Origin of the sequence: Lawsonella clevelandensis (genome assembly GCF_003241315.1) — a bacterium.
Lineage (GTDB): Bacteria > Actinomycetota > Actinomycetes > Mycobacteriales > Mycobacteriaceae > Lawsonella > Lawsonella clevelandensis_A.
In genome coordinates, this window is sequence record NZ_QFOZ01000001.1 from 477,716 (window position 1) to 503,148 (window position 25,433).

Below are 25,433 nucleotides of genomic sequence, written 5' to 3' on the forward strand. Positions count from 1 at the left end.
TAAGGTATTACCGAGCTTTTGGTAGTAGGGAAGAGCGCGGTAGCGTATTGTCCTCAATTATGGTGCACTTTTCTTTCCCATTGGATTCTTGTACACACTTTTGTGCTTGAGCTTTCTCTCTTTTCTGCAGACTATTGTCAATCCACTTATTCATCCATTTAAATGTGGGTGGCGTGAAAATATAGTCAAGACGAGATCCCTTAATCATAAAACGAATAAAAAGTGCGCAACCCGTAACAAAGACAAGTCCAATTATTGGTGACCAGAATTTCATCGAACTGAGAACACCTTGTGGGTGAATGAAGAGTTCCCACTCCTTCCACGTTCGCATATCTGTACCAGTGTTGGTGTCAATGTGAGGGAAGATATCTTTGTAAAAAATCCATACCAATATTTCGTTAAGAAGATATATTTCCAAGGTGTGGCGGCCAAGGTAGGAAAGTAGCTTACCTATATGCGTGCCATCAAAAGCTACTGCTACAGCGACTCCCGCGATAAGCCCGTAACCGATAAGGAAAATATTGGCACATGCACTGGCAAACTCGTTAGTAATGTGCTGATAGCCTCTTTCCATTACAAAGAGGAGAACGACTAAAAGAACTGCCCAGTACCAACGAATTCGGGATGCAAATCGAAGTACTAGCTGCCGTCCGTAGAGGCCAATGCAATAAGAAGAGAAGTACATTGCAAGACGCTTCCACGACCATAATGGTCCGGCTTGTACGCTTGTACCTCCGATAAATGACGCTACCAGTGTTAATAGTATTGAAGCTATGAGCATGTAGCGGCCACGAACTTTTCTACATACCCAGATAAGGAAGGTAAAGACGAGGAGGGCCATGAGGAACCAAATACCATTCTCAGGGAAGATGATTCCGCGTCCCCATTCCTCCCAGAAACCGTCGAGAGAAGTACCTCTGACAAAATGTGAGGAGATGAGGACAACTGCACCCCATATAACGAAGGGGACTCCCCACAGCCATGTACGCTTGACGAATAACTCCGCAAAAGTAAAGCGGCGGATTTTAGCAGCGAATAAACCTGACACCATGAAAAAGAGCGGCATCCGCAAATGCACGAGATAGGAAGAAATCTGGTACCACTGACCTGGAGAACTTCCCGCATCTATGCCACATGTGGATAGGTGGAGGAACACGACCGTAAGGATTGAAATACCTTTTGCAATATCAACCCATACGATACGTGGTTTGACAGGCTTATCTTCCACTACATCTCCTCATCGTAACGGCACAGCCATATACGTTTGGAGCTGGCCGCCTGTCATCACTGTACGTATGCAGCAAGAAGCAATACCTAGTACAGCGCATCTGTCACTATTCTCTAATGGGTATTCTTACGAGTAGTGACACTGTATCATTCTTATTCACAGCCTACTGCACTGGCATCAATAATGAGACTTCGTCTTATAGACTCCTGATACCATGAGAGAGTTCCTGAGAGAGTTATCGTCACGGTAAGAAGGTTCTTGTGCGCGCCTCAGTGCTCCCCCTATCCGATGGTGGCGAATCATCATCTCACTGCTCTAACCACAGCTCTAGCCACAACTACTCTCGCCATAGTCTTAGCCACGGTCCTTCTTCTCATTCTCAAAATACCGATAAAGTGCGGACTATCAGCAGGCTTATCGTACTGTTATTCATCATTCCGGTTGTGGGTGGTACTTTAACGTACTACAGCTTTGCACCGCATAGTTTATGGCCACTAGAACTTATCGGTATCGCAGTTCTCCTAGCTGATATTGCTCTTATTGTAGAAAAGCTTTCGTCGCATCCGTACTGGTATGCCGCTATTGCTGGTTTTGTGTGGGCAATGACACTCTACATCCCTCTTTTCCAGTGGATTAAGACTTTCGTCGGAAATCTGCCGTGGATTATTCTTTGTCTTGTCCTTTCGTTATTTTCAGTACTGGTCACAATACCTATCGCCCATTTCATACGACTGTGGGGAGTAATCTGTCTAAAAAGTGCCTTAGCCGCTGCGTTATGGTGGACTGTTGTTGAAGTAGCACGAGCGCATTTCCCTTTTGGGGGATTTCCATGGGGAAGTCCTGCCTATGCCCAGACAACAGGCCCTCTCATGTCTGCCGCGCTATGGGGATCCACAGCAGGTACTAATTTCCTTATAGTGGTATGGTCTTACACCCTCTTCGCCTTGGTATGGGCTGTACTATGTGGGGTTTCGTATAGGCGTGAACATCACAGAATAGGGGAGGGGCTTCCGTCTACCAGACACTTTACGTCCTTCCATTTGAGATACGCATGTATTACATGCTGTGCGCTAGTTCTTATGGGAACTATAGGTACTGCTGGGTCTTTCACGTACGATCAGTATGAGCGAGCTCACGCGGAGTCGTTGGGGGAGCGCCGCATCGCTTTTATCCAAGGGAACGTTTCTACGTCCGGTCTCAGCTTCAATACTGTTCGTATGGAAGTACTGCACAATCATGTTCAAGCAACGTTTAAGCTTGCCGATGAAGTAAAAAGAGGACTTCAGCCACAACCGGATATTGTTGTGTGGCCTGAAAACTCGGCTGATATTGATCCGATTGGTAATCCTGACGCCAATTTTCTTATTACTCGCGCTGCTCAGGCTATTCATGCACCTATTTTGGTGGGGTCAGTATTAGGACGTGAGTCGCATAGCCCTCAACTTAATGCCATATTATTGTGGACCGGCAAGGGGTACCAGGGAATACGACATGTCAAACGCCATATTCAACCATTTGGAGAATATCTCCCACTACGTCGTTTAGTGGAAAAAATATCTCCTTATGCCATGTGGGCAGGTAATTTTCAGCCGGGCAATGACGATGGTGTTATTCCTGTTGATGGAACTCGTGCAGGTGTTGCTACCTGTTTTGAAATTATCTTTGATGATAGTGGCCGGCAGGCTGTTCACCATGCTGCTAACTGGTTAGCAGTACCAACGAATAATGCTACGTTCGGTTTTTCCAATGAGACATACCAGCAACTTGCTATCAGCCAATTTCGTGCACGCGAATTACACCGGTGGGTTGTTGTAGCATCCACTTCTGGCGCAAGTGCGTTTATTTCCCCAGATGGCACTATCTGGGACGAGACACCTCTCTATGAACAGCATTACGCAGTGCGCTCTATATCTCTTTATGGAATACGAACTGCTGCAACTTATCTTCAGCCATGGTTGGATAGAATTTTCTGTACTCTGGGAATTCTCGTGTGCATTGGATCGATTATCTCCTGGAAAAAGCGTAAAATCCCTCTCTAGCTGTACTATTTCAAACACACCTTACGGTTTCTAACCATGAGAGTGCGTATATAAGGAAAAACATGTCTGCAAAAACTTTGAAGCCGAGTGCGCATACACTCGTCATCATCCCTACCTATAATGAGAAAGAAAATTTACCGCTCATTGTAGATCGTGTCCGCACTACACAACCCGATGTCCATATTCTTATCGTGGATGACAACAGTCCCGATGGTACTGGCGACCTCGCTGATAAGTTTGCAGCCGACAGTGACAAAATTTTTGTTATGCACCGCGAAGGCAAAGGGGGACTGGGCGGCGCCTACATCGCTGGTTTCCACTGGGGTCTAGACCATGGTTACACCGTTCTGTGTGAAATGGATGCAGACGGTTCCCATGCTCCCGAACAGCTCTGCAGACTTTTCGACAAAATTGATGAAGGCGCAGATATGGTTCTTGGTTCCCGCTATATTCCTGGCGGTACTGTTGTTAACTGGCCTAAGAAGCGCGAAATTCTCTCTCGTGGTGGAAATATCTATACACGCATTGTGCTCGGTGTAAAACTGAATGACATCACCGGCGGGTACCGTGCATATCGTCGAGAAGTACTCGAAACTATTGATCTTGATGCTGTCGGTTCAGTGGGCTACTGCTTCCAGATTGATCTAGCTTGGCGTGCTATTCAAGCTGGCTTCACTGTAGTAGAAGTTCCTATTACGTTCACTGAGCGCGAGATCGGTGAATCCAAAATGAGCGGAAATATCATTACTGAAGCCTTCGGTCGTGTTTTCCTGTGGGGAATGAAATCTCGTTTTGAAAAGCTTCGTAAGCTTCTTAACCTCGATAAATAGCATCTAAATTCAATGAAGACCCCCGCATAAGCGGGGGTCTTCATTACTTATATGCTAAGAATTAGCAACTCTAAGAGTTGCTGCTAGGGAGACGACGGCGACGCTTCTTAAGAACTTCGAGACGTTCTTGAAGAAGTTCCTGTAGTTCCTCTTCACTGCGTCGTTCAAGGAGCATATCCCAGTGGGTGCGAGGAGGTTTTACTTGCTTGTCTTTTTCTTCTTTGCCATCGACTCGGGTTCCCTCCATCCCATTCTTGCATATCCATGTTTGTGGAATTTCCGCATCGTGGGAAAATGGAACGACGAATTCTTCACCGTTACTGCAGCGGTATGTAATCATCTGCCGAGGTGCTAAATCATGGTTACGATCAGTTTCGTAACTAACGGCGCCAAGCCGACTACCTCGTAATACACGATCAGCCATGAATCCTCATTTCTACCATCACCGAATAAATGTGATTTATTTTAATAAAGTACACCACACCGTATAGTTACTTATCAGTCTACCGATTTATGTAAAAAGATACGAAGGGGAGCTAACCAATGTCACAGTACACGAATAAGCACGAGGATGCTCATTGTGCATGGTGTGGTCGTGACATTTCCACAAACAATCGCGGACGTAAACGAAAATACTGCTCACAATCATGTCGTCAACGAACCTATGAAGCACGACATAATCTTATACAACAAGGTCTGTCTCCAGATTGCGTTGTTTTAACACAATCCGACACCGACGCCATTATTGACAGAATTTTCCAGGCTCGTTGTGCAGCTGAAGATCTTCTTACCGCAATTTCAGAGGGAGCAACATCAGAAGAACTTCAGGAGATCGCTACTGAAGTAGTGGCCTTGAGTCGTGAAGCTGAGCGTATCCGTTAATTAGCAGGAATAGTGTTCATACCCTTTGTCTGATCACGACCGGGAAAGCCGTACTAATTTTGTCACTGTGACGAAATTAGTACGTGCAGCTCTATATTCTTCATGACCAACAGAAGTGCAGGTAACTACACATACAGGCAGATGTCATGGCAATTACAAACAGCACATGGCATCAATTTATTATTGTGCTAACTATTTAATATGCACACTGTAGTCACACATATGAATACAACTGCGAGTAGTAGGTCCTTTACTTTTTAATCAGTACATATATCCCTACATTTATTCCTACGTCATCACTAACAGTAATTATCCGATAATCTACATTATGTCATTTTAACTGTTAGGAGTTACACTCTCGTACTGTTCATACTGTCTTCGGACTACTACCCTCTACTACCGATTCACCGCTGAATCTGTCTAACTATCGTTTAGTAAAAACTAACCGCTGATACTCAAGTGCACCCGTCCGCACAGCTGCTCGCGAAATAGCTAAAGCAGTACGCCAAAGGCGACGGTACACAGCGTCGTAACCTAACGCTCCAGCCTCAGCTACATGTGCACGAAAACTCTCATCCCATAGTTCCAACGAACGAATATAGTGATGTCCACAATGCGTGGCTTGAGTTAACTGAGCTCCTACCGCCTCTAGCGCAGCAACACACTCACTGCGGGAACGAAGTTGGCTATCTGCATCAATATATGACCACCACCACGATAGCGGCATCTCCTGCCGAGTATGACCCCGCCAAGGACGTTCCACGACAATACGACCTCGTGGAGCAACATCATCAGCAACCAGCTGAGGTAGTACGTCGTAAATATTGTCATGCGGCAACGAGGACACTGATATAAGAACGTCATATACCCCCGTATTACGGTATAACCCCGGGATAAGGCGAATTCTCCCCCGTTTTGCTTCGTTAGCGCGCTCCGTAAGAATTTTCTCCACTTGAGGATTCTCACACAGTACTGTTACATCACAGCCGAATGATGCTGCTTCTAAAGCCGCTTCTCCCCACTCCGCTCCTACAAAAAGAACATTATCGCGCCGTCTCAGACCCGCATCCATGAGCATTCGAGCAACTCGTCGACGCTGCGCCCCAAAAAGATCTTTTCGAAGCGGCAAAGGTGACGGATCATCGAGATAGATCTCCGCTACTCCTTTTTCCACTACCGTGGAACGTGGACCGTTAATAAAATCGGCTGCTCCAATATTGAAAGTGTCATCGAGGCATGTTGAGAAAAATTCAAAAGTACGCTTACGTGGAGCAGAAACCAAAGGTTTACGACGTTCTGCTCTCTCTTTGCGGGGAAGAGCTCCCTTCAAAGACATGGCGTCCACCCACAGGTATGAGGGGTCTTGTGCATCCCACTCCCCTGCCATGAAACTTTCTGCTAGACCAAGCCAACCATTGTCCATAAAACGCTCGTCTACTGCAGCTTCATCGTAAAGTTTGACAGTACGAGCAGAGTCAGAATCCTCGAGAGGCAATCTCCCCGGTACTAGTTCCGGACACTCTCCTTCTACAGTGAGCCATGTAAACTGAGGCAACTGTTCTCGAAGATGGTATTTACGTATACGAAAATGCGAATGTGTAGGAGGCGCCAAACGTGGCCACGCTGAAAGATCTAATAACGTCATCGCTGTTCACGCCACCTTTTATCGAGAAACTACAGACGCACGTATCCACATTGCTAACGAAGCTTATGCCACGCCTAAATTACTACCTATCCGGCAATGAATCTAAAGAAAGATTAGCAAGATGTAGTTTTCCCTGAGCAGCTTGTTTGCCATCGTCACGAACAATATCAACAATCCAAATTTGCTGAGTCCGTCCGCGATGTAAAGGTGTCGCTGTTGCAGTTAAACGTCCTTCCGTTACCGGACGCAGAAAATCTGTATCATTAGACGAACCGACTGCTAGTTTCCGTCCACCAAGCCACCACCATGCAGCTAGAGACCCCACATCTTCAACGAGAGACGCATAAATACCGCCATGCACAATTCCCATAGGCTGGCAGAACTGAGGTCCTACATCCAGATGAGCTACTACTCTATCGGGTGAAATCTCATCATAGACAATGCCAAGTGTGCGAGAAAAGCCTTCACATTCGAGAACTTTTCGAGCTTCATCCAATTCTCTTTTATTAAGGGTGCGCCCTATATACGGGGCGTAAAGCTTTATAAGATCTCGCACCAGTAGCTCCTTGTATCACAGTGATAGCTAGAGTCTACTCACCCTTCGTTTAAGAGGCAGACCGAGGCGTTCACAACTCTCGTAGATACAGTGCATTCGTCGCTCTACTTGCTCTTGTTTTCTGGGATAGCGATGCATAGCAAGTTTGGCATAACCGTTGATAAGACCATGCAAAGGCCCCCAACATATCGATTCAGAAAGACCGCTAAGACGGCTTATCTCCTCCATAATGGGGATGAGACTTTCCTGCGCCTGTACCATTGTCCAATCAGCCATATCCTCTTCAGTCGGTATAACGAGATATGACTGCAACTGCGTAACATACGGATCATCCTTTAACACACGGACGCGGGCACGCACAGCGCCATATCGATCAAAACCACCAAGCACATGTGTACGAAGCAGAATATTTCCCGGACATACTTCCCATACACGGCCACTGAGCATGTAACTTGTTACTACTCCACCTAGGACGAGGTGGATCATGTGGCTACATACGTCCTCAATAGCCTGGTTCTTATTCGAACTCGAGTCGACAACTGAGTGGTAATAGTCTTCTAGGTACTTGTTCTTGATCACATCTGTAATGGTTATCCACCGACGATGAGGACATTCTTCAATATCTGCTACGGAATACAAATGTGGCTCCTCTTCGCATAGACTTCCGCCCATGTCCGCAATTTCACGGAGTACTTCTTTAGCGTAAAAATCGAGCATTTACTGAAAACTTTCTCTTTCATTGAAGATGCCCTGCATTTGAAAAGGAATTGTTCTACAACTGCGGCCTTTTATCAAAATACTAAGAAATATTGAGCCATAATAAAGCGACCTGAGACGAGTCTGAGGGCTAGAACACACGCATTTAAGTACAATAAAAAACATACGAATTAGGAGGGAAAACCAGCACAGTTATGGGAATCGCTACACAAATACTGTCATTAATTGGGTTTGTGGCAATTACTAACATAACGGCAATTTTTGTTGCCGCGGAATTCTCTCTGACGGCTCTCGAGAAGTCTGCGATTGATAGAGAAGCGGCTACTGGCAGTAAGCGTGGACAGAAGCTGAAACATGCGCATGAACATCTCTCTTTTGCGCTTTCCGGATGCCAAGTAGGTATTACCCTTACCACACTTATTACCGGTTATCTCGCCGAACCAGTATTGGCGCAATTTTTACGACCCCTACTGCACAAGATTCCCCAGTTATCCGATTCTTCTGTCGATAAAATTTCCCTCGCACTCGCTCTTATTATCGCGACGATACTTTCTATGACATACGGGGAGCTTGTTCCCAAAAACTGGGCAATTAGTGAATCAATGCGAATCGCTAAAGCGTCAGCACCCTTTCTTATGGGTTTTTCAGCATTCTTTCGGCCTCTCATTAACAGTCTCAATAGTTCCGCTAATGCGATTGTTCGCCATCTAGGGGCTCAACCCGTTGATGAACTCGCCTCTGCACGATCACCGCAGGAGTTAGACAGAATAGTCCAAGAATCGGCTCTAGATGGCCATCTCCCGGCTCATACTGCGCAAGTTGTGCAAAGATCCCTTCAATTCGGAAATCTCTCCGCAGAAGACATTATGACGCCTAGATCGCGTATCGAGACCATCTCGGCGGATGCAGTAGCACGTGAGCTTCTTGAACGAGCGGAAGAAACTGGTATATCACGTTTCCCCGTAGTATCTGGAGATCTTGACAGCACTCTGGGAATTGTCCATGTAAAAGACGCTTTTCCAGTACCACTAGATAAACTTTCTACGGTCACTATGCGTGACCTTATGAAACCTCTCCCCCGCCTCCCTGACAGTCTTGATGCCGATACGGTGCTAACAACTATCCGTGCGAGCGGCCAACAATCTGCACTCGTTATTGATGAATACGGAGGTGCAGCAGGTCTCATCACCGTGGAAGACATTATTGAGGAAATCCTCGGCGACGTACGAGATGAACACGATGCCAGTATGCTAGATGTTCTTAAACGCGGTAGTAGTTGGGACTGCTCTGGTCAGCTTCGTCGAGATGAAGTGGTCTCTGCCACAACATATCTCTTCCCAGATAATCAGTCATTTGATACTCTTGGTGGACTCATCATGTGGAAGTTGGGACGCATTCCGGAAGAAGGCGATGAATTAGATCTTCCTTGCGAAACACAAATGTTGGAGGACTCACCTGATATACAGTGGCACTGCCGCATAACACATATGGATGGTCGACGTATAGATCGAGTTCTTCTTACCCCGCGACACCCTGTTTCTTCTTCCTCTAGTGAGGAAAAGCAATGAGTATATTGCCGGCTATTCTTTTACTGATTCTTCTTCTTATTATCAATGCGTATTTCGTAACCACAGAGTTTGCCTTAGTGTCTTCTCGACATGATCGTTTAGAGGCAATGGCTGCTGCTGGGCATACACGTGCCTATAAAGTCATTGACGCTTCAGAACATCTTTCAATGATGCTCGCTACCTGTCAGCTCGGTATCACTATCGCGTCAGTTCTCATTGGTAAGATCGCAGAGCCAGCTATTACTCGACTTATCGAAAAACCTTTTAGTCTCATCGGCGTTTCCGGCTTCGGCTTGCATACCGCTGCGTTCATTATCGCCCTCGTTATTGTTTCCTACCTGCATATTTTGTTTGGAGAAATGGTTCCCAAGAATTTCACTATTTCTTCTCCCGAAAAAACTGCTCTTATTGTTGTCCCTCCTATGCGGGTATTAATGCTGGCATCGAAACCCCTTATTCGTTTCTTTAACGCTTTAGCAAACGGCAGTCTTCGACTACTACACGTTCAGCCAAAAAATGAATTAGAGCGCAAAGTTACTTCTACACAGCTCAAAGCAATGATTAACGAATCCAGTGGAGAAGGTTTAATTGATGACGAGGAAACGCATCGTCTTGACCGTGCTTTAGAAGCATCCGATCAACCAGTACGCTCAATCATGATACCGGTGGATCGTATGCGTACTATTGAACTTCACGAGGGCCAGATAACACTAGATGCCTTACAAAAACTCGTCCAGGAAACTGGTTACTCACGTTATCCCGTGCGGAATGCCACTGGGCATTATTTAGGATTTCTGCACATTAAAGACGTTCTTAGCTACCTCTATTCCGAAGACTTAAGAGGAAAACCTATTCCCGCAAATCTTATTCGCCCACTCATTACTTTTCCGGCAGATTCAACTATTGATTCTGTCTCTGCTCGTATGCGTCGCCTACATTCTCATTTAGCATTAGTGACAGACCCCGAAACGGATAAAATTATTGGTTTCGTGGCACTAGAAGACCTTATGGAAGAATTCGTAGGTACCGTTCGCGATTCCACTCATAAGATTCCGGAGTAAGTTCATTGACATGGCTATCGAGAGTTCTCACCATCGATCAGGTAACCGGCCACATAAGTTACTCGCCGGCTGGATAATTACAGCCATAGTTGTCTTACTTGTAGTTATTGGCAGTGCCGTAGGCTGGACGGTTGCTCATAAAAACATCGATAATAATCGTAATCTCGATGCTGTTCAGGATTGTTCAGCAGGATATCTCAACATTGATATATGGGCTCCTGCTGGTATACAAGATTCTCTTACGGAACTTATTACTGCATATCAATCATCACTACCGTCTAATGGCGGTTTATGCTCATCTTTCTCACTATCTACGCAGTCCTCGTCTGAAGCTGCAAAGGAACTTAAGAACCAGAAACCTTATATTCCTGGAGTATGGATAGGTTCCCTATCCGATATGAAGAAAGTAGAAAAGGTTCATCCTTCACTGGTGGTAACCAAACCTAAAAAGTTGCAGGGAACATCCTTTTATTCCATCAGTTTGGATCTCTCTCAAAATGATCCCACGAACCTAGACGACACTACTGCCGAACATACTTCTGAGGCGACACAAGCATCTGTAGACGTGAATGCATATATTCAGCAGCATGAATTACAGTTCACCGAAAGTACCTCTTCGAAAAAAGCGAATACTCTTTTAAAACCATCTCCAGCTAAAAGGTAATACGACAGTCTAGAGAAGCGGCAACGCAAAATCATTAGCGAGTAAATAAACGGGGATTCTTTTGTTACTAAGAGAATCCCCATTTTAAGTGTTAGTACTGTTTACATTATCCGATACGACGTTCACGTCGACGTCTCATATCCGCTAGTTCATCAACTAGAGGGACTTCAGTAACAGAAGAATTATCAATATGCTCGGCAGGGAAATGCGTGATCGAGCCAGTGAGCTCTTTCATAGTGCCCGATACAGCAATACCGAATACTCCTTGGCCTCCTTGGATGAGGTCAAACATTTCTTCCGGAGAAGTGCACTCATAAACTGATGATCCATCAGACACAAGCGTAATGTTAGATAGTTCAGAAACACCGCGGTCACGTAAATGGTCAACCGCAATACGAATATTTTGTAGAGAAATTCCGGTGTCAAGCAGACGCTTCACAATTTTTAGCGTAAGAATGTCTTTAAAAGAATAAAGACGCTGGGAACCAGATCCTTTGGCTCCTCGAATGGACGGTTTTACAAGGCCTGTGCGTGCCCAGTAATCAAGCTGACGATATGTGATACCAGCAATCTGGCAGGCTGTAGGACCTCGATAGCCTGTCTGGTCATCTGGAATAGAACGGTCGGGGAATAGTCCCGGTTGTTCGCTATGTTTGTCGCCGTGAGAACTGACGTTATCCATTATTCCACCTTGCACATGTCACATCGCTAGACCACCAGTGCTAATAGTAGCTCAACGCAGTAACACAAAGTTACTTATGGTAACTAAATTACTAATGTTACTAATGTGACTTCTTTTACCCTACGTGAATAAAGAATATTTGCTAGGAAATCCCAGAGCAACTGGACACGCCCAAAGGTTCAAGTATTACTTGAGACTTTTATTCCTCATCGTCCGGACCATCGAGAAAATCATCCATCGACAAATGCTCAAGCATTTCTCGAAACTTATCAATCTCGACATTGTATTCTTCCGGTAATTCATCTGAATAATTGCCAGTACCTACCTGTTGGGAAGGCATTTTACCGTTATGCGGATCGGGTACTCCGAACTCGTTTAGAACAGACTCTTCAACGGTGATCTCGCAACCACACGTCGCAGCAAGAATGAGAGCATCAGAGGGACGGCTATCAACCGTCTTGGAATTATCAAGCACAATTTCTGCCCAAAAAATTCCGTCTCTCTGCGCCGTAATACATACAGACTGCACTTCCGCACCAGCAGCTTGAATAGCTCTCCACAGCGTAGTGTGCGTAAATGGGCGAGGAATCTCAGTTTTGGTCATAGCAAAGGTAAGCAGAGCCGCCTCCTGCTCCCCTATCCACATTCCAAGTACCCGGTCTCCTACACATTCGTGCAGTATAACGATCGGATCATCTTCAGGAGTATCAGATTGTATACCTACAATACGAACAGGAATTCTCATTAGTAATCCAAAACATCGCGGAGACGCTGTTTAAGAAGTCCAGCAGTCAAATCGCTCACATCATTGGCGAGCTCTCTAGTTCTTTCAACACTACATTTTTTATCATCAGCAGATTGTAACGCTCTACTGGCACCAGATGCTTGACGGATAAGATTCGCCATACGATCAATCGAAGTACGAAATGTACGTAAGTGTCTTATATCGATACCAGCATCGCATAACGCCTTGCATACCTTCACAATGGTGATATCGTCTTCAACGTAAAATCCGGCACCAGTCACACGTAAGAGATCCGCATCAATAAGAGTATCTAAAAATTCCGGGTCAATACCTGTTTTTAGACACAACGTCCGCTCAGTAAGTCGAACCTGGCTAACACAAGAAAAATTCTCTTTCTGCTCAGACGGTACAGGCTGCACCGTATTAGATTGACGCTGTAGTTCCTCTAAAGTCACTTCACCTGCGTCAACTCGCTCTAACTGCTCTCCAATAACTTTGTTAGGAAGAAAACGATCCCTTTGAGCACTAAGAATAAAACGCAATCGCTCTATATCGTCACGTGTATATCGTCTATAGCCAGACGCTGTTCGCGCAGGACAAATTAGACCCGTGGCTTCAAGAAAACGAACTTTAGAAAGAGAAATATCATCGAATTCTTGTGCAAGAAGATCAACGACAGCGCCGATGGACATAGTTGCACTAGAAGATCTCAGTGGCAAAGCCGACATTTATGCACTCCGGCGTGGACCAGTAAGAAATACTAACCGGAATTTGCCAATCTGAACTTCATCCCCATTATTAAGGACAACAGAATCAGTGGGTTCACGGTTCACATACGTTCCGTTCAAACTGCCCACATCGGAGACGCTGAAAGTATCACCATTACGTCGAAATTCTGCATGTCGACGCGATACTGTCACATCATCAAGAAAAATATCTGATTCAGGGTGACGCCCAGCAGTGACAACATCCCGATCAAGAAGGAATCGAGAACCAGCATTAGGTCCTCGTTTGACAACGAGTAATGCTGAATTTTCTGGGAGGCCCTCAACTGAGGTAGCTTTTGCCACCACAGGCTCAGTTGCGGCTAAATCACTTTCCTTCAGTAATTTAGCCCGGAAAACAGAAGTGGTCTCTGTACTTGGTTCCTGGAATGGGTAACCGACAGGATTCTCGCTCACTAGTCTTCCTTTCCATGGCACACAGAGTAAACATGTGTGAAACACTCAATTCCAGGTTCAAGGATACTCTGCAAAGACAGCTTCGGCATCCTCTTTATGATTCTAAATCGCAATGAGATTAACGATTCTCTAGTTAAGAATATTTTTATTTTTTCTCCATTGAGCTTTCTCTTCCGGAGTCAATACTGGAACTTTTTTAGCCAGTAAATATCCCCGATATATATAAAGCAGCCCTGTCCATACATAGAGAACAAACGCCCAAATGAATACTGCCCACCCAAGTGGTATTGCCCATTTACAACCTGAATAAGGAAGGTTAGCAAAAATTATCGTGGGGAAAGCAACCATGAGACTTGCTGTCGCAACTTTTCCTAGATAAATCACTGACATACGAAGGCCACGATTTTGGTAGATAAAAAATATTCCCGCGAGAATAACATCGCGACAGATAAGAACAATAACCATCCACCACGGAACAAAGTGCACAACTGCCATTGAAATTGGTACAGCAATTGTCATTAACCGATCTGCGGCGGGGTCAAGATATGCTCCTATCTTGGACTCAATATGCCAATAACGGGCAATCTTCCCATCCGCCCAATCACTGATGCCGATAATCATAAGAAGAACGAAAGCAGCTACATAGTTGTGTTTCCCCACCAATAACCAGATAAAAACAGGGACTAGGCACAATCGTAAGAAACTAATGAAATTAGGAACAGTGAATATACCCAATGATGAAGATGTCTTTGCTGCAGCGCTATCTTCAGATGTTCTCTTATGCGCAACATATTCAGTATTCTGTCTGGAACCCTCATTATGTTTATGTGCAGCTGTCACAGCAGACATCTTCCTGTTTCTCTTCTTAACAATAGACTTCCAATGGGCGGTGTATGACGCACGTAAGCACCATACACCGCCCATTATCAATGATAGGAAGTTACTCCCCTATTATTTAGATGACACCCATATCAATCATGGAATCTGCAACCTTAACAAAGCCGGCAATATTAGCGCCAACCATGTAGTTACCGGGGAATCCAAACTCCTCTGCAGTGGCAACTGCAGTATCGTGGATGCCTACCATAATCGAGTGCAAACGCTCGTCAGCCTGTTCAAATGACCAGTGGCTGCGGGAAGCATTCTGCTCCATCTCCAGACCTGAAGTGGCTACGCCGCCGGCATTGGAGGCTTTACCAGGAGCGTAATGAATACCAGCCTGGCTGAAGGTCTTGATAGCTTCAGGTGAGCAGGGCATATTTGCTCCTTCCGCCACAAACTTTGTGCCATTCTTCACAAGTGTGGCAGCAGCATCGCCGTCAAGCTCATTCTGAGTAGCGCACGGTAGTGCTACATCGCACTTAACATCCCAGATAGAACCATTAGCAACAAAAGTGGCGCTGGAACGACGGTCTGCATACTCATTAATACGACCGCGCTCAACTTCTTTGATCTGCTTGAGGAGCTCAACGTCAATACCCTCAGGATCATAGACGTAACCGGAAGAGTCCGATGCAGTGACAACCTTAGCTCCGAGCTTCTCAGCTTTTTCAATTGCGTAAGTAGCAACGTTACCGGCACCAGAAACAACAACGGTCTTACCATCGAAACTGGTACCCGCATCCTTCAACATTTCTTCGGCAAAGTACACAAGTCCGTATCCAGTTGCCTCGGTACGAACCAGCGATCCTCCCCAATTGAGACCCTTACCAGTAAGAACACCAGCATCAAAGCTGTTGCGGATGCGCTTGTACTGTCCATAGAGGTAGCCAATCTCGCGGCCACCAACACCGATGTCTCCAGCAGGAACGTCAACATTCTCACCGATGTGGCGCTGCAGCTCAGTCATGAATGACTGGCAGAAACGCATGATTTCGTCGTCAGACTTTCCCTTGGGATCAAAGTTAGAACCACCTTTGCCGCCACCAATAGCGAGGCCAGTGAGGGAGTTCTTAAAGATCTGTTCAAAACCTAGGAACTTGATGATGCCGAGGTTAACAGAGGGGTGGAAACGTAGACCGCCCTTATATGGACCCAAAACACTGGAGAATTCAACACGGTAACCGCGGTTGACGTGGTATTCTCCCTTGTCATCCATCCAAGGGACACGGAACATTATCTGGCGTTCCGGCTCAACAATACGGTCCAGGAGTGCCCGGTCAGTATATTCAGGACGTTCCTTGATGACCGGCTCAAGCGATTCAAGAATCTCCTTCGCAGCCTGGTGGAATTCTTTTTCTCCAGGGTTGTTAGCAACCAGGTTAGAATAGACTTCCTGTAGCCGAGTACTTGGCATGAGAGTGCCTTTCGTGTTGTGTGTTGTGTGATGAGACTCGAAAGACCATCACTTGTGTCAGCGGAATACACCGCCTAAACTGGAGAACCCAGTATCACCGTCTTGTGCAAGCGGATTGCTGTGTACCATGTACGTCCATGTGGTAGATGGGCGTACCATGCCAGCTAGATCGAGGTCAGGAAGACCGTTGGATAGGTCTAGCTTATTGAATGCTTCCTCGGCGCGCTTCTCAGCGCGTTCGATGAAGTCTTCAAAGGCCTCAATCGCAATACGATGGTATTCATCCAGAGGATTCTGGCGCCCCAAAGCGCGCAGGTGAATACTCTCCCGCACGTCATCAAGGTATGCCAGATGATCAGCCCATCCACGGTCAAGGTGGAAGAGCATGATATTTCGCGCAAGTTGATCTGCATCCTCAGCAGAGAACTTGGCCATTACCTCACTCCACTTGTCAGTGTTATGTGAGGCAAAGTATTCAGAGGCCACATTTGTGGTCAGGATACGGTCACGCTGCTCAGAGACAATGGCACGCTGATCTGCAACTAGGCGTGAATAACGCCATGTGTATGCATGAATATCCAGCATCTGCCCCTCAGTGACACGCTGTGCATGGTTAACAAGACGAAGAGCCTTTGGCGTTGTAAAAAGACCGTCACGATCAGTTGCCCCCGGCCATTTAGCATCCGGAGCACCAGCAGCAATAAGCTCATCCTCCATAGAGATGAAGAACACGCTCATGCCCGGATCACCCTGCCTACCAGAGCGCCCTCGCAACTGGTTATCAAGCCGTTCTGTGCGGTAGCGAGAAGTGCCAATCACACACAATCCCCCGGCATCAACAACCTTGGAACGGTCGACTTCATCGGAGCCACCCAGGCGAATATCAGTACCACGACCAGCCATCTGCGTGGAAACAGTAATAGCTCCATAGGCGCCTGCTTCCGCGACGACTTTTGCCTCCGCAGCATCGTTTTTAGCGTTCAATACGTTGCAGTGCAGTCCTTCAGCACGCAACTGATCAGCCAGATCTTCTGACTCTGCCACATTCTGCGTACCGACAAGAATAGGTTGGCCTTTTTCGTGCACGTTCTTAATGAACGTCACAATAGCTGCTTGCTTATTACCTGCAGTATCGTAAACACGATCTTTTTCATCAACACGAATACATGGCTTATTCGGTTCAATGGGAGAAACTTCTAGATTATAGAAGCGTCGGAACTGCTCACCCGCAGCAAGTGCTGTTCCTGTCATGCCGCATACTGTTGGATAACGACCAATAAGAGCCTGAATAGTGATGGTGTCGAGCACTTCCCCAGCTTCCGAGATGGGGAGTCCTTCTTTTGCCTCAACTGCCGCTTGCAAACCATCCGGCCAACGCTGTAGCTCTGCAACACGACCACGTGCAGCATCAATAAGCTTCACTTCATTGTTACGAACAATGTAGTGTACGTCTCGTTGCAGCAGTACATGTGCATGTAGAGCAACATTAACCTGTACAAGAGTGGTGCCTACATGCTCATCGTCATAGAGGTTAATACCACCTAGTTGCTTTTCTACAAAGCGCGATCCTTCATCCGTGAGATAGATATTGCGCTTTTCTGCATCTGTCTTGTAATGCCGATGTGACTGCAGCTGCTTAACAATGTCCACAACATCTTCTGAAGGAATCTCTCCTGCTGTGGAACCCGCAAGCACCAAAGGAACGAGTGCTTCATCGACTAGTACTGAGTCAGCCTCATCAACAATGGCGACATCCGCCTTGGGGGCAAGAAGATCATCTGCACGTGTAACAAGCTGATCTCGGAGAACGTCAAAACCAATCTCATTTACCGGAGCATACGTAATATCGCAGGCATAAGCTGCTTCACGCTCTTCCCGCGTAGAGGATTCATTGATCCAGCCAGAACGTAAACCAACGATATTAAAAAGCGGCTCCATCCACATGGAGTCGCGTCGGGCTAGATAGTCATTCACCGAGATAACGTGAACAGCGTGTCCACTGAGCGCGTATCCCACGGCTGCGATAGCTCCAGAAAGTGTTTTACCTTCACCCGTCGCCATCTCGATGACATCGCCATCTAGCAAACGCAAGGCGCCTTCTAGCTGAACATCAAAGGGCCTCAATCCGAGACTACGATCCGCCGCTTCGCGAATTAAAGCTAAAAACCGTGGATACTCCGGGGCATCATCAGACAGAAGATCCAGTGCGTGCGCGGCATCAGCGAATTCATCATCTTTGAGAGAAGACGCCCATTCATCATATTTTTGCGAAAGGGAAACAGCAGATTCCGCTTCTTCCCGGTTTTTTGAGGTCGAAGCTCCCAGAAGTTTCCAGAACTTTCCGAAACCTTTCACAGGAACTCCTCCTCTGTCGCTTAGCTAACGACGTATTCGCCACAGCTGAATGCTGAGCTATGCTGACTTTGCCAGCCTACAGAATCAGTTTAGCTATAGGGAAGACAAAACGACATTTCTAAGAAAGTTTTAGAGTTATTCTTTGCGAAAATTGAGCCACGCATGGCTTTTGACTAAAAACAAGAATTTTTACAACACCACAACAACAGTCTCAGTAGTGGGTATGAATGCTTGAGCATGGCATGGATACCTGAGACGCATAACAAATATTAGACGGCGACCTACATGCGTAGGCCGCCGTCTAATATCTATCTTTGTCGGGCTAGCGGGATTTGAACCCACGACCCCTTGACCCCCAGTCAAGTGCGCTACCAAACTGCGCCATAGCCCGTCCACTGTCTGTGACAGCTTCTCTACTCTATAACGAGAAGTATAGATTTTCCCAATCGCCTGCAAGACAGTTATTTCCATAGAAATAATCACTATGGATTTTCGTTATTCTACTAACGACGCTTCTCCCTTACTCGTACGCTAATACGGATAGGAGAACCACTAAATCCAAAACTTTCACGTAACTTACGTTCCAGGAAACGCCGATATCCAGCTTCCAAGAAACGCGTCGTAAACAGAGCAAATGTAGGAGGGCGAGTAGCTGCTTGTGTCGCAAAAAGAACACGTGGAAGTCTGCCACCACGCATCGGGGGCGGAGTAGCCGCCACAACTTCCTTTAGCCACTGGTTGAGCTGTCCTGTTGGAATACGTTTGTCCCAGCTCTCCAGTGCTTCTTCAATAGCGGGTACAAGTTTCTGCAAGGATCGACCAGTCGCGGCAGAAATATTAATACGCTTAGCCCAACTCAACTGTTGTAGATCGCGTTCAATTTCTCGTTCTAATTCGCGTTGTCGCTCTTCATCGACAAGATCCCACTTATTATAGGCAAGAACAACAGCACGGCCAGCTTCCAGAACCATATTAACAACGCGCTGATCTTGTTCAGTGATGGGCTGTGAAGCATCAATAAGCATAATGACAACTTCTGCCGTCTCAATAGCTGCTTTCGTCCGCAATGATGCGTAGTATTCGTGGCCTTGTGCTTGGCCTACACGCTTGCGTAACCCAGCAGTATCAACAAAGTGCCAGAGCTGACCATCTAATTCAACAAGTGAATCAACTGGGTCAACAGTAGTGCCCGATGCATCATCCACCACTGAACGATTTTCCCCAGACAGTTTATTGAGTAACGAACTTTTACCGACATTGGGCTTTCCAACAAGTGCCACACGCCGTACTCCTGTAAGCGCCGTTTCACCACGACGCGGGTGTTCTGGTAGCAACGTAACAATTTCATCCAGAAGATCGGCAGCACCACGCCCATGCAGCCCTGAAATTGGATGTGGCTCTCCCAGACCCAACGACCAAAAGTCAGCTGCATCCCCATCAGCGTTAGGAGAATCAGACTTATTCGCAGCAACAAGAACCGGAATATCTGAGCGCAGCAGACTCCGAGCGGCAATTTCATCCGTGATAGTGACGCCTACTGTGGAATCGACAACGAGTACAATAATATCTGCTGTTTGCATGGCAGATTCTGCTTGCTTGGCGATTTCCTTATTCATACCTTTTGCGTCTGGTTCCCACCCACCGGTATCCGTCACCATAAAACGCCGTCCATTCCACAGCGCTTCATAGGAGTTACGGTCACGGGTAACACCAGGAAAATCTTCCACAATGGCTTCACGACGGCCAATAAAACGATTAACTAGCGTAGATTTCCCTACATTGGGGCGCCCCACCACAGCGACTACCGGAAGTAGCTCTTTTTCTTGTGTGTGGTCAATATCCTCATCAGTGAGGTAATCAGCTGCTAAACGCTCCCATGCTTCTTCAGTAGATGCGTCATACTCCCCCAAATCAGCATCATAGGAAGAGTCATTCGACTCAACATTTTCATCCCCGCAGTCTCCTTCAGCAGCCTGTTTTTCACGAGCTAACTGAGCAATGATGGAAACGGTCTGCGAAAATTCATTACCAGTAGAATCCACCACAATGGCATCTTCTGCTTGCCGTAAGGGCGATACAGCCCGAGTGGAATCAGCTTTATCACGAGCGAGGACAGAAGACAGTACCTCATCAAAGGTTGTTGTCCGCCCTTCTGCAAGATCCTGTTCTAATCGACGACGTGCGCGTTCTTCAGGAGACGCAGTAAGGAAAATCTTGAGAGGTGCATCGGGCAATACAACAGTTCCAATATCACGCCCATCAACGATGGCACCACATCCACTACACGCTAGTTTACGTTGGAATTCAACCAGCTTTTCACGTACTTCAGGGATAGCAGACACTGCAGATACGTGTGCGGTCACATCCGCCTCACGAATTTCCGCAGTAACGTCTTCACCATTGAGATAAAAATACGTTTTATTCGGGTCAGACGACACACTGATATCAGTCTCATCAAGGAGCTTCACAATTGCAGCTGTATCATCGCTGCTAAGTCCCGCCCGTAAAACAGCCAAGGTAATAATGCGGTACATGGCTCCAGTATCGAGATAAGCCATACCCAATTCTTGTGCAACAGCTCGGCAAACAGTGGATTTTCCGGCTCCACTGGGTCCATCTACAGCAATATAAAACGTCATAGTTGTACCGCCTCGTAGAGTGATGCAATTTCTTTACTGGATAACTTACGGAGAGAACCAGAACGCTGATTCCCGAGCGCTACTCTCCCTAGTTGTGTACGGACAAGCTCAATAACGGGGAAGCCTATTTCAGCCAACATCCGTCGCACGATTCGGTTTCGACCTTCGTGAACCACAACTCTCACCAGAGTTTTTCCATCCAATTTATCGATGATCTGTAGTTCATCTGCACTAATTGGACCATCATCAAGGTCAATCCCCTGACGCAGCTTACGCGCCTCACGTTGTCCCATTACTCCTCGTACAGTAGCGAGATACGTTTTTGGGACCTCGTAGGAGGGATGCATAAGACGATGAGCTAATTCCCCATCATTGGTGAGAAGTAACAGTCCTTCTGTGTCTTGATCCAACCTACCTACATGAAAAAGCCGCTGTCCTGCGCGAATACGGTCTGCAACGATATCGCCTACGCACGGACGTCCATGATCATCAGACATAGCCGACAGGTAACCACGGGGTTTATTAAGGAGAAGATAAACATGTTCTTCTCTCGCAATAACACGTTCCCCATCAACATGTACTACAGCGTTGGCAGGATTAACTTTTACACCCTGCTGACGGATCACTTTACCATTCACTTGTACGCGTCCTGCCGCAATGAGCTCTTCAGAAACACGCCGTGAGGCGACACCTGCTTGCGCCAGATATTTCTGTAGCCGCATTTCTTGCGGCGGATGAGAAGAAGATACGGAAACGTCAACAGGGTTGTTCGCCGTTACCATGTGATGCCGACTGGGCCGAGCCGAGGATGTACGTGGGAGATTCTTCTTTACTACAGAAGAATGTGATGAATAAGAATTTTTTCGAGGACTCTTCCTTGCCGGTGTGCCATCACGGCGAGCGGGTCGGTTCACAATGTTCTCTTTTCTACACCATATTCAGCATCATGTTTAGTGCTGAGATGAATCAGGTTAACGTGGCCATTGTCTCATTTTGAAGGGGCTCCGTCACCTTTGTCATCACCAAACTCGTCTTCCGCTCTAGTATCCGTTTGTCCGGTTTTAGCACGATGCGCTTCAAAACTTAGACGTGCCTCATCATCTATTTCATCAATACGTTCTACATCAGGCAATAGAGGTGCTAAATCGGGTAGTGCGGAAAGATCCGTTAACCCAAGTTGTTCGAGAAAAAGTGATGTTGTACAAAACAGCATTCCTCCAGTTTCTGGATCGTGACCATTTTCGACGATAAGTCCGCGCGCTTGCAGTGTCCGCATTACCCCTTCGACATTCACTCCGCGTACGGCAGAGACTTGAGAACGGGTAACTGGTTGACGGTAAGCCACTACAGCTAAGGTCTCTAAAGCTTGCCGTGATAATGTTCCACGACTACCGTCAAGCAATACTTTTTCAACATAGGGTGCATATTCTGCGCGAGTATAAAGCCTCCACCCATCGGGCATTTCTCGTAGATCAATACCACTATGGGCAGAATTCAATTCATCGGACCACTGTACGAGAATATTTCGTACAGTCTCTTCATCACTATCAACAGCTCGTGCTAAATCGCAGGTAGTAATAGGGGTATCAACAATAAGCACAACCGCTTCAATAGCGCCACGCAAAGTGCCGGGCAGAGTAGATTCCGTATTGTTGATGTCGTTCTTATCCATAGTTATCCGCTATTCCCCCATTGCTCTTTCTAGCTCATCGTCGGTAAATGTTTTACCAGTCCATTCAACATAGAGATTCCCTAAAGGATCTTCCTGGTCGAAATCAACAGCTTTTAGTTTGTACAGTTCCAATAAGCTGAGGAATCGACCAACAACTGTCATATTTTGCGAACAGTCAGCGACAAGCTGTGCAAAGTCCATTCTCTCGCCACGGTGTAATCCTGATAGTGCTCTCACAATGTACTGAGCTTCTTGTTTAACTGAGACGACGGGAACATGCACATGCGTAGTACTCACGCTCGGAACGGGTTTAGGACGGAAAGCTACCGCAGCAAGTAGTGCAAATTCCGTTGCACTCATTCCTAGATCAACTGGCGGGAGCAGGTGAAGATAATGTTCTTCAGGTGCCACTGAGCGCGCGTATCGATGGGGCGCTTCCTGCTGCCATCGGGCAAACTGTTGCGCAACCTCTTTAAAAGCCTTGTATTGGAAAAGACGGGCAAAAAGAAGATCCCGTGCTTCTAGTAATTCAAGATCTGCGGGATCGACCATATCTCCCTGTGGGAGGAGCCGGGCAGTTTTAAGATCAAGAAGAGTCGCAGCAACAACAAGAAACTCTGTGACAGCATCCAGGCCTTTTTCTTCACTTAGACTCCGCGTATAGGCTACAAACTCATCAGTAACCTCATGAAGTGCCACTTCGGTAATGTCTAATTTACGGTCTTGAATAAGCTGTAACAGCAGGTCAAATGGCCCTTCAAAGTTTCTTAGCCGAAGTTGGAAACCGTCCTCATTCACAATTTAATGCTCAATCCGCTCAATAACTTCAGCAGCTAACTGGCGATACTGTTGTGCGCCTGGTGACGAGGATGCCCACGTAATAATGGGCTCTCCAGCCACCGACGTTTCTGGAAATCGTACGGTTCGAGTAATAACTGTTTCAAAAACAGTATCCCCAAAAGCTTCCATAAGCCGCGACATAACATCACGGGCATGCAGAGTGCGACCATCATAAAGGGTGACGAGAATCCCGGTAAGAGACAAACGGGGATTAAGGCGCGCTCGTACTTTATCCATAGTGTCAGTGAGAAGAGCCAGACCTCGCATAGAGAAGAACTCACATTCCATTGGAATGATGACTCCATCGGAGCATGCTAAAGCATTCACCGTTAGTAACCCTAGAGATGGCTGACAATCTACCAATATGTAGTCATAACGATCCATAACTGGATAAATTGCTCGATAAAGCGCCTGCTCTCGCCCTACTTCAGATACCAGTTGAATTTCTGCCGCAGAGAGATCAATATTGGCAGGAATAACGTCGAGGTTTTCCGTGTGTGTATGAACGATAACTTCATCAACGCTGACAGATGTATCAACTAAGAGATTATAGATCGTTGTATCCAGTTCATAGCTCTGAATGCCTAAACCAGCAGAAAGCGCTCCCTGCGGATCCAGATCGACGAGAAGTACACGACGTCCAGTTTCTGCAAGTGCAGCGCCCAGATTAATAGAGGAGGTAGTTTTCCCCACACCACCTTTTTGGTTACACATGGAGATGACGACAGCAGGCCCATGGCTAGTCTTTGGTTGGGGGGTTGGGATCTCACGAATCGGTCGCCCAGTAGGTCCAAGTTTTGTAGCACCAGTTGTAGCGCTCTTTTGATCGCTACTTTTTCCTGGATCCTGCAACCGAACTGCCATGGTGGAGTTCTCCTTTCACTGTTCCCTATTAGCCTACCGTGCGCGCGGGTGTGACTCTGCCCAAACCTCGCGTAAAGATTCTGCTGTCACCATCGTATAGATCTGAGTGGTAGTCACTGACGAGTGTCCTAATAATTCCTGCACGACACGAACATCTGCGCCGCCTTCTAACATGTGTGTGGCAAAAGAGTGTCGTAACGTGTGGGGAGAGACGTCTTCTGTAATATGCGCTTGATCAGCTGTATTTTGAATAATCTGCCAGGCACTTTGTCTGCTTAAACGATTACCTCGCAAGTTAAGAAAAGCTGCATGAGTTTTCCCTTTCGACAATGCAGGACGCGAACGTACGAGATACTCCTGGTATGCCTTAAGTGCTGGTCCTCCCACTGGCACTATGCGTTCTTTATCCCCTTTACCATGCAAGAGAACGGAAGCGTTCTCAATGTCTATATCGCCAATATTAAGGCCAGTAATTTCAGAGATTCGTGCGCCAGTTGTATAAAGCATTTCTAAAAGTGCCCGATCGCGTAATGCACGAACTGGATCGGGAGAGGACCCATCCCCTGCTCCTTCTAAAAGTTTAAAAATAGTATTCACCGGTAATGCTTTGGGAAGACGCTGAGCAATTTTTGGAGGAGGTACTGTAGCCGCTGGATCGCTCTCTGTTATTCCTTCCCGGAAAGCGAATTTATGTAGTCCTCGAACAGAGACCATGACGCGTGCCGCCGAACTGGCCGCAAGCGGCGCATATCCTAACTTTTTATCTCCAGCTACTAAAGAATCTCGAAACTCCTCGAGATGGTTTTGGGTAACTTCCCCTAAAGAATTCACTGGATAGCACGTAAGGAAAGAAATATACCGATCGATATCCCGCCGGTATGCCTGCAGTGTATTGTTGGAGGCCGCTCGTTCCACTGCGAGAAAATCAAAATAGGAATCGACAGGTGTTGTAAAGTCTGACATCACTGG

24 protein-coding genes and 1 tRNA gene are annotated in these 25,433 nt (G+C 46.6%); 6 read left to right on the forward strand and 19 right to left on the reverse strand.

What is annotated here, in order from left to right:
• Positions 1 to 7 precede the first annotated feature (7 nt).
• The gene (locus DI579_RS02185; protein ID WP_290595224.1) at positions 8 to 1,228 is read right to left on the reverse strand and encodes an acyltransferase family protein; all 1,221 of its coding nucleotides are present in this window, start codon (positions 1,226 to 1,228) and stop codon (positions 8 to 10) included.
• Positions 1,229 to 1,488: 260 nt separating this feature from the next.
• Between DI579_RS02185 and lnt the strand changes: the two genes are divergently transcribed.
• A complete protein-coding gene (gene lnt, locus DI579_RS02190) occupies positions 1,489 to 3,267 on the forward strand; it encodes an apolipoprotein N-acyltransferase (RefSeq protein WP_303678609.1) in 1,779 nt (592 codons plus the stop codon).
• A gap of 62 nt (positions 3,268 to 3,329) precedes the next feature.
• Positions 3,330 to 4,097 carry a polyprenol monophosphomannose synthase gene (locus DI579_RS02195; protein WP_303678610.1) on the forward strand — a complete coding sequence of 256 codons (768 nt, stop codon included), beginning with the start codon at positions 3,330 to 3,332 and terminating at the stop codon, positions 4,095 to 4,097.
• 70 nt (positions 4,098 to 4,167) lie between these two features.
• Here DI579_RS02195 and DI579_RS02200 read toward each other — a convergent pair whose 3' ends face one another.
• The gene (locus DI579_RS02200) at positions 4,168 to 4,521 is read right to left on the reverse strand and encodes an RNA polymerase-binding protein RbpA (RefSeq protein WP_290595222.1); all 354 of its coding nucleotides are present in this window, start codon (positions 4,519 to 4,521) and stop codon (positions 4,168 to 4,170) included.
• A 119-nt stretch (positions 4,522 to 4,640) separates the two neighbouring features.
• Here DI579_RS02200 and DI579_RS02205 point away from each other — a divergent pair, with 119 nt between their 5' ends.
• Complete coding sequence (locus DI579_RS02205; protein ID WP_290595221.1) at positions 4,641 to 4,979, forward strand: hypothetical protein; 339 nt, start codon at positions 4,641 to 4,643, stop codon at positions 4,977 to 4,979.
• A 424-nt stretch (positions 4,980 to 5,403) separates the two neighbouring features.
• Here DI579_RS02205 and DI579_RS02210 read toward each other — a convergent pair whose 3' ends face one another.
• From DI579_RS02210 to DI579_RS02220, 3 genes are all read right to left on the reverse strand, one after another.
• The gene (locus DI579_RS02210; protein WP_303678611.1) at positions 5,404 to 6,474 is read right to left on the reverse strand and encodes a class I SAM-dependent methyltransferase; all 1,071 of its coding nucleotides are present in this window, start codon (positions 6,472 to 6,474) and stop codon (positions 5,404 to 5,406) included.
• Positions 6,475 to 6,706: 232 nt separating this feature from the next.
• Positions 6,707 to 7,180, reverse strand: coding sequence for a PaaI family thioesterase (locus DI579_RS02215; protein WP_290595219.1), 474 nt, complete (start codon positions 7,178 to 7,180; stop codon positions 6,707 to 6,709).
• 27 nt (positions 7,181 to 7,207) lie between these two features.
• On the reverse strand, positions 7,208 to 7,897 hold the full coding sequence (locus tag DI579_RS02220) for a hypothetical protein (RefSeq protein ID WP_303678612.1): 690 nt from the start codon (positions 7,895 to 7,897) through the stop codon (positions 7,208 to 7,210).
• Between the two features lie 194 nt (positions 7,898 to 8,091).
• Between DI579_RS02220 and DI579_RS02225 the strand changes: the two genes are divergently transcribed.
• The 3 genes from DI579_RS02225 to DI579_RS02235 are packed head-to-tail and all read left to right on the forward strand — an operon-like array spanning position 8,092 to position 11,190.
• Positions 8,092 to 9,465 (forward strand): hemolysin family protein, encoded by a 1,374-nt coding sequence (locus tag DI579_RS02225; protein WP_290595217.1) that lies wholly within the window; start codon positions 8,092 to 8,094, stop codon positions 9,463 to 9,465.
• Positions 9,462 to 10,526 carry a hemolysin family protein gene (locus tag DI579_RS02230; protein WP_290595216.1) on the forward strand — a complete coding sequence of 355 codons (1,065 nt, stop codon included), beginning with the start codon at positions 9,462 to 9,464 and terminating at the stop codon, positions 10,524 to 10,526. Before DI579_RS02225 ends, DI579_RS02230 begins: the two co-directional genes overlap by 4 nt.
• A gap of 10 nt (positions 10,527 to 10,536) precedes the next feature.
• Positions 10,537 to 11,190, forward strand: a complete 654-nt coding sequence (locus DI579_RS02235; RefSeq protein ID WP_290595215.1) for a hypothetical protein — start codon at positions 10,537 to 10,539, stop codon at positions 11,188 to 11,190.
• A 106-nt stretch (positions 11,191 to 11,296) separates the two neighbouring features.
• Here DI579_RS02235 and DI579_RS02240 read toward each other — a convergent pair whose 3' ends face one another.
• From DI579_RS02240 to xerD, 14 genes are all read right to left on the reverse strand, one after another.
• On the reverse strand, positions 11,297 to 11,872 hold the full coding sequence (locus tag DI579_RS02240; protein WP_290595214.1) for a MerR family transcriptional regulator: 576 nt from the start codon (positions 11,870 to 11,872) through the stop codon (positions 11,297 to 11,299).
• Between the two features lie 199 nt (positions 11,873 to 12,071).
• Entirely contained in the window at positions 12,072 to 12,617 is a 546-nt protein-coding gene (locus tag DI579_RS02245; RefSeq protein WP_290595213.1) for a bifunctional nuclease family protein, read from the reverse strand.
• The gene (locus DI579_RS02250) at positions 12,617 to 13,336 is read right to left on the reverse strand and encodes a MerR family transcriptional regulator (RefSeq protein WP_290595212.1); all 720 of its coding nucleotides are present in this window, start codon (positions 13,334 to 13,336) and stop codon (positions 12,617 to 12,619) included. Before DI579_RS02250 ends, DI579_RS02245 begins: the two co-directional genes overlap by 1 nt.
• Before the next feature lie 9 nt (positions 13,337 to 13,345).
• A complete protein-coding gene (locus tag DI579_RS02255; protein ID WP_290595211.1) occupies positions 13,346 to 13,798 on the reverse strand; it encodes an FHA domain-containing protein in 453 nt (150 codons plus the stop codon).
• A 129-nt stretch (positions 13,799 to 13,927) separates the two neighbouring features.
• Complete coding sequence (locus DI579_RS02260) at positions 13,928 to 14,638, reverse strand: CDP-alcohol phosphatidyltransferase family protein (RefSeq protein ID WP_303678613.1); 711 nt, start codon at positions 14,636 to 14,638, stop codon at positions 13,928 to 13,930.
• 115 nt (positions 14,639 to 14,753) lie between these two features.
• Positions 14,754 to 16,094 carry an NADP-specific glutamate dehydrogenase gene (gdhA, locus tag DI579_RS02265; RefSeq protein WP_303678614.1) on the reverse strand — a complete coding sequence of 447 codons (1,341 nt, stop codon included), beginning with the start codon at positions 16,092 to 16,094 and terminating at the stop codon, positions 14,754 to 14,756.
• Positions 16,095 to 16,151: 57 nt separating this feature from the next.
• Positions 16,152 to 18,449 carry an accessory Sec system translocase SecA2 gene (gene secA2, locus DI579_RS02270; protein ID WP_303678615.1) on the reverse strand — a complete coding sequence of 766 codons (2,298 nt, stop codon included), beginning with the start codon at positions 18,447 to 18,449 and terminating at the stop codon, positions 16,152 to 16,154.
• A gap of 317 nt (positions 18,450 to 18,766) precedes the next feature.
• Positions 18,767 to 18,840 (reverse strand) — tRNA-Pro (locus DI579_RS02275).
• 112 nt (positions 18,841 to 18,952) lie between these two features.
• Positions 18,953 to 21,088, reverse strand: coding sequence for a bifunctional cytidylate kinase/GTPase Der (der, locus tag DI579_RS02280; protein ID WP_303678616.1), 2,136 nt, complete (start codon positions 21,086 to 21,088; stop codon positions 18,953 to 18,955).
• Positions 21,085 to 22,002, reverse strand: a complete 918-nt coding sequence (locus DI579_RS02285; RefSeq protein ID WP_303678617.1) for a pseudouridine synthase — start codon at positions 22,000 to 22,002, stop codon at positions 21,085 to 21,087. The genes der and DI579_RS02285 overlap by 4 nt, the downstream gene beginning before the upstream one ends.
• Positions 22,003 to 22,076: 74 nt before the next feature.
• The gene (gene scpB / locus DI579_RS02290) at positions 22,077 to 22,760 is read right to left on the reverse strand and encodes an SMC-Scp complex subunit ScpB (protein ID WP_290595205.1); all 684 of its coding nucleotides are present in this window, start codon (positions 22,758 to 22,760) and stop codon (positions 22,077 to 22,079) included.
• Between the two features lie 9 nt (positions 22,761 to 22,769).
• The gene (locus DI579_RS02295) at positions 22,770 to 23,558 is read right to left on the reverse strand and encodes a ScpA family protein (RefSeq protein WP_290595204.1); all 789 of its coding nucleotides are present in this window, start codon (positions 23,556 to 23,558) and stop codon (positions 22,770 to 22,772) included.
• Positions 23,559 to 23,561: 3 nt separating this feature from the next.
• Positions 23,562 to 24,464, reverse strand: coding sequence for a ParA family protein (locus tag DI579_RS02300; protein ID WP_290595203.1), 903 nt, complete (start codon positions 24,462 to 24,464; stop codon positions 23,562 to 23,564).
• Between the two features lie 33 nt (positions 24,465 to 24,497).
• On the reverse strand, positions 24,498 to 25,427 hold the full coding sequence (gene xerD, locus DI579_RS02305; RefSeq protein ID WP_290595202.1) for a site-specific tyrosine recombinase XerD: 930 nt from the start codon (positions 25,425 to 25,427) through the stop codon (positions 24,498 to 24,500).
• Positions 25,428 to 25,433 lie beyond the last annotated feature (6 nt).

Bases quoted from the DNA above. Each gene is read 5' to 3' on its own strand.
- DI579_RS02195 (WP_303678610.1), top strand. From the start codon at position 3,330: ATGTCTGCAAAAACTTTGAAGCCGAGTGCGCATACACTCGTCATCATC.
- DI579_RS02200 (WP_290595222.1), bottom strand. From the start codon at position 4,521: ATGGCTGATCGTGTATTACGAGGTAGTCGGCTTGGCGCCGTTAGTTAC.
- DI579_RS02205 (WP_290595221.1), top strand. From the start codon at position 4,641: ATGTCACAGTACACGAATAAGCACGAGGATGCTCATTGTGCATGGTGT.
- DI579_RS02220 (WP_303678612.1), bottom strand. From the start codon at position 7,897: ATGCTCGATTTTTACGCTAAAGAAGTACTCCGTGAAATTGCGGACATG.
- DI579_RS02225 (WP_290595217.1), top strand. From the start codon at position 8,092: ATGGGAATCGCTACACAAATACTGTCATTAATTGGGTTTGTGGCAATT.
- DI579_RS02230 (WP_290595216.1), top strand. From the start codon at position 9,462: ATGAGTATATTGCCGGCTATTCTTTTACTGATTCTTCTTCTTATTATC.
- DI579_RS02235 (WP_290595215.1), top strand. From the start codon at position 10,537: ATGGCTATCGAGAGTTCTCACCATCGATCAGGTAACCGGCCACATAAG.
- DI579_RS02240 (WP_290595214.1), bottom strand. From the start codon at position 11,872: ATGGATAACGTCAGTTCTCACGGCGACAAACATAGCGAACAACCGGGA.
- DI579_RS02245 (WP_290595213.1), bottom strand. From the start codon at position 12,617: ATGAGAATTCCTGTTCGTATTGTAGGTATACAATCTGATACTCCTGAA.
- gdhA (WP_303678614.1), bottom strand. From the start codon at position 16,094: ATGCCAAGTACTCGGCTACAGGAAGTCTATTCTAACCTGGTTGCTAAC.
- der (WP_303678616.1), bottom strand. From the start codon at position 21,088: ATGACGTTTTATATTGCTGTAGATGGACCCAGTGGAGCCGGAAAATCC.
- scpB (WP_290595205.1), bottom strand. From the start codon at position 22,760: ATGGATAAGAACGACATCAACAATACGGAATCTACTCTGCCCGGCACT.
- DI579_RS02300 (WP_290595203.1), bottom strand. From the start codon at position 24,464: ATGGCAGTTCGGTTGCAGGATCCAGGAAAAAGTAGCGATCAAAAGAGC.
- xerD (WP_290595202.1), bottom strand. From the start codon at position 25,427: ATGTCAGACTTTACAACACCTGTCGATTCCTATTTTGATTTTCTCGCA.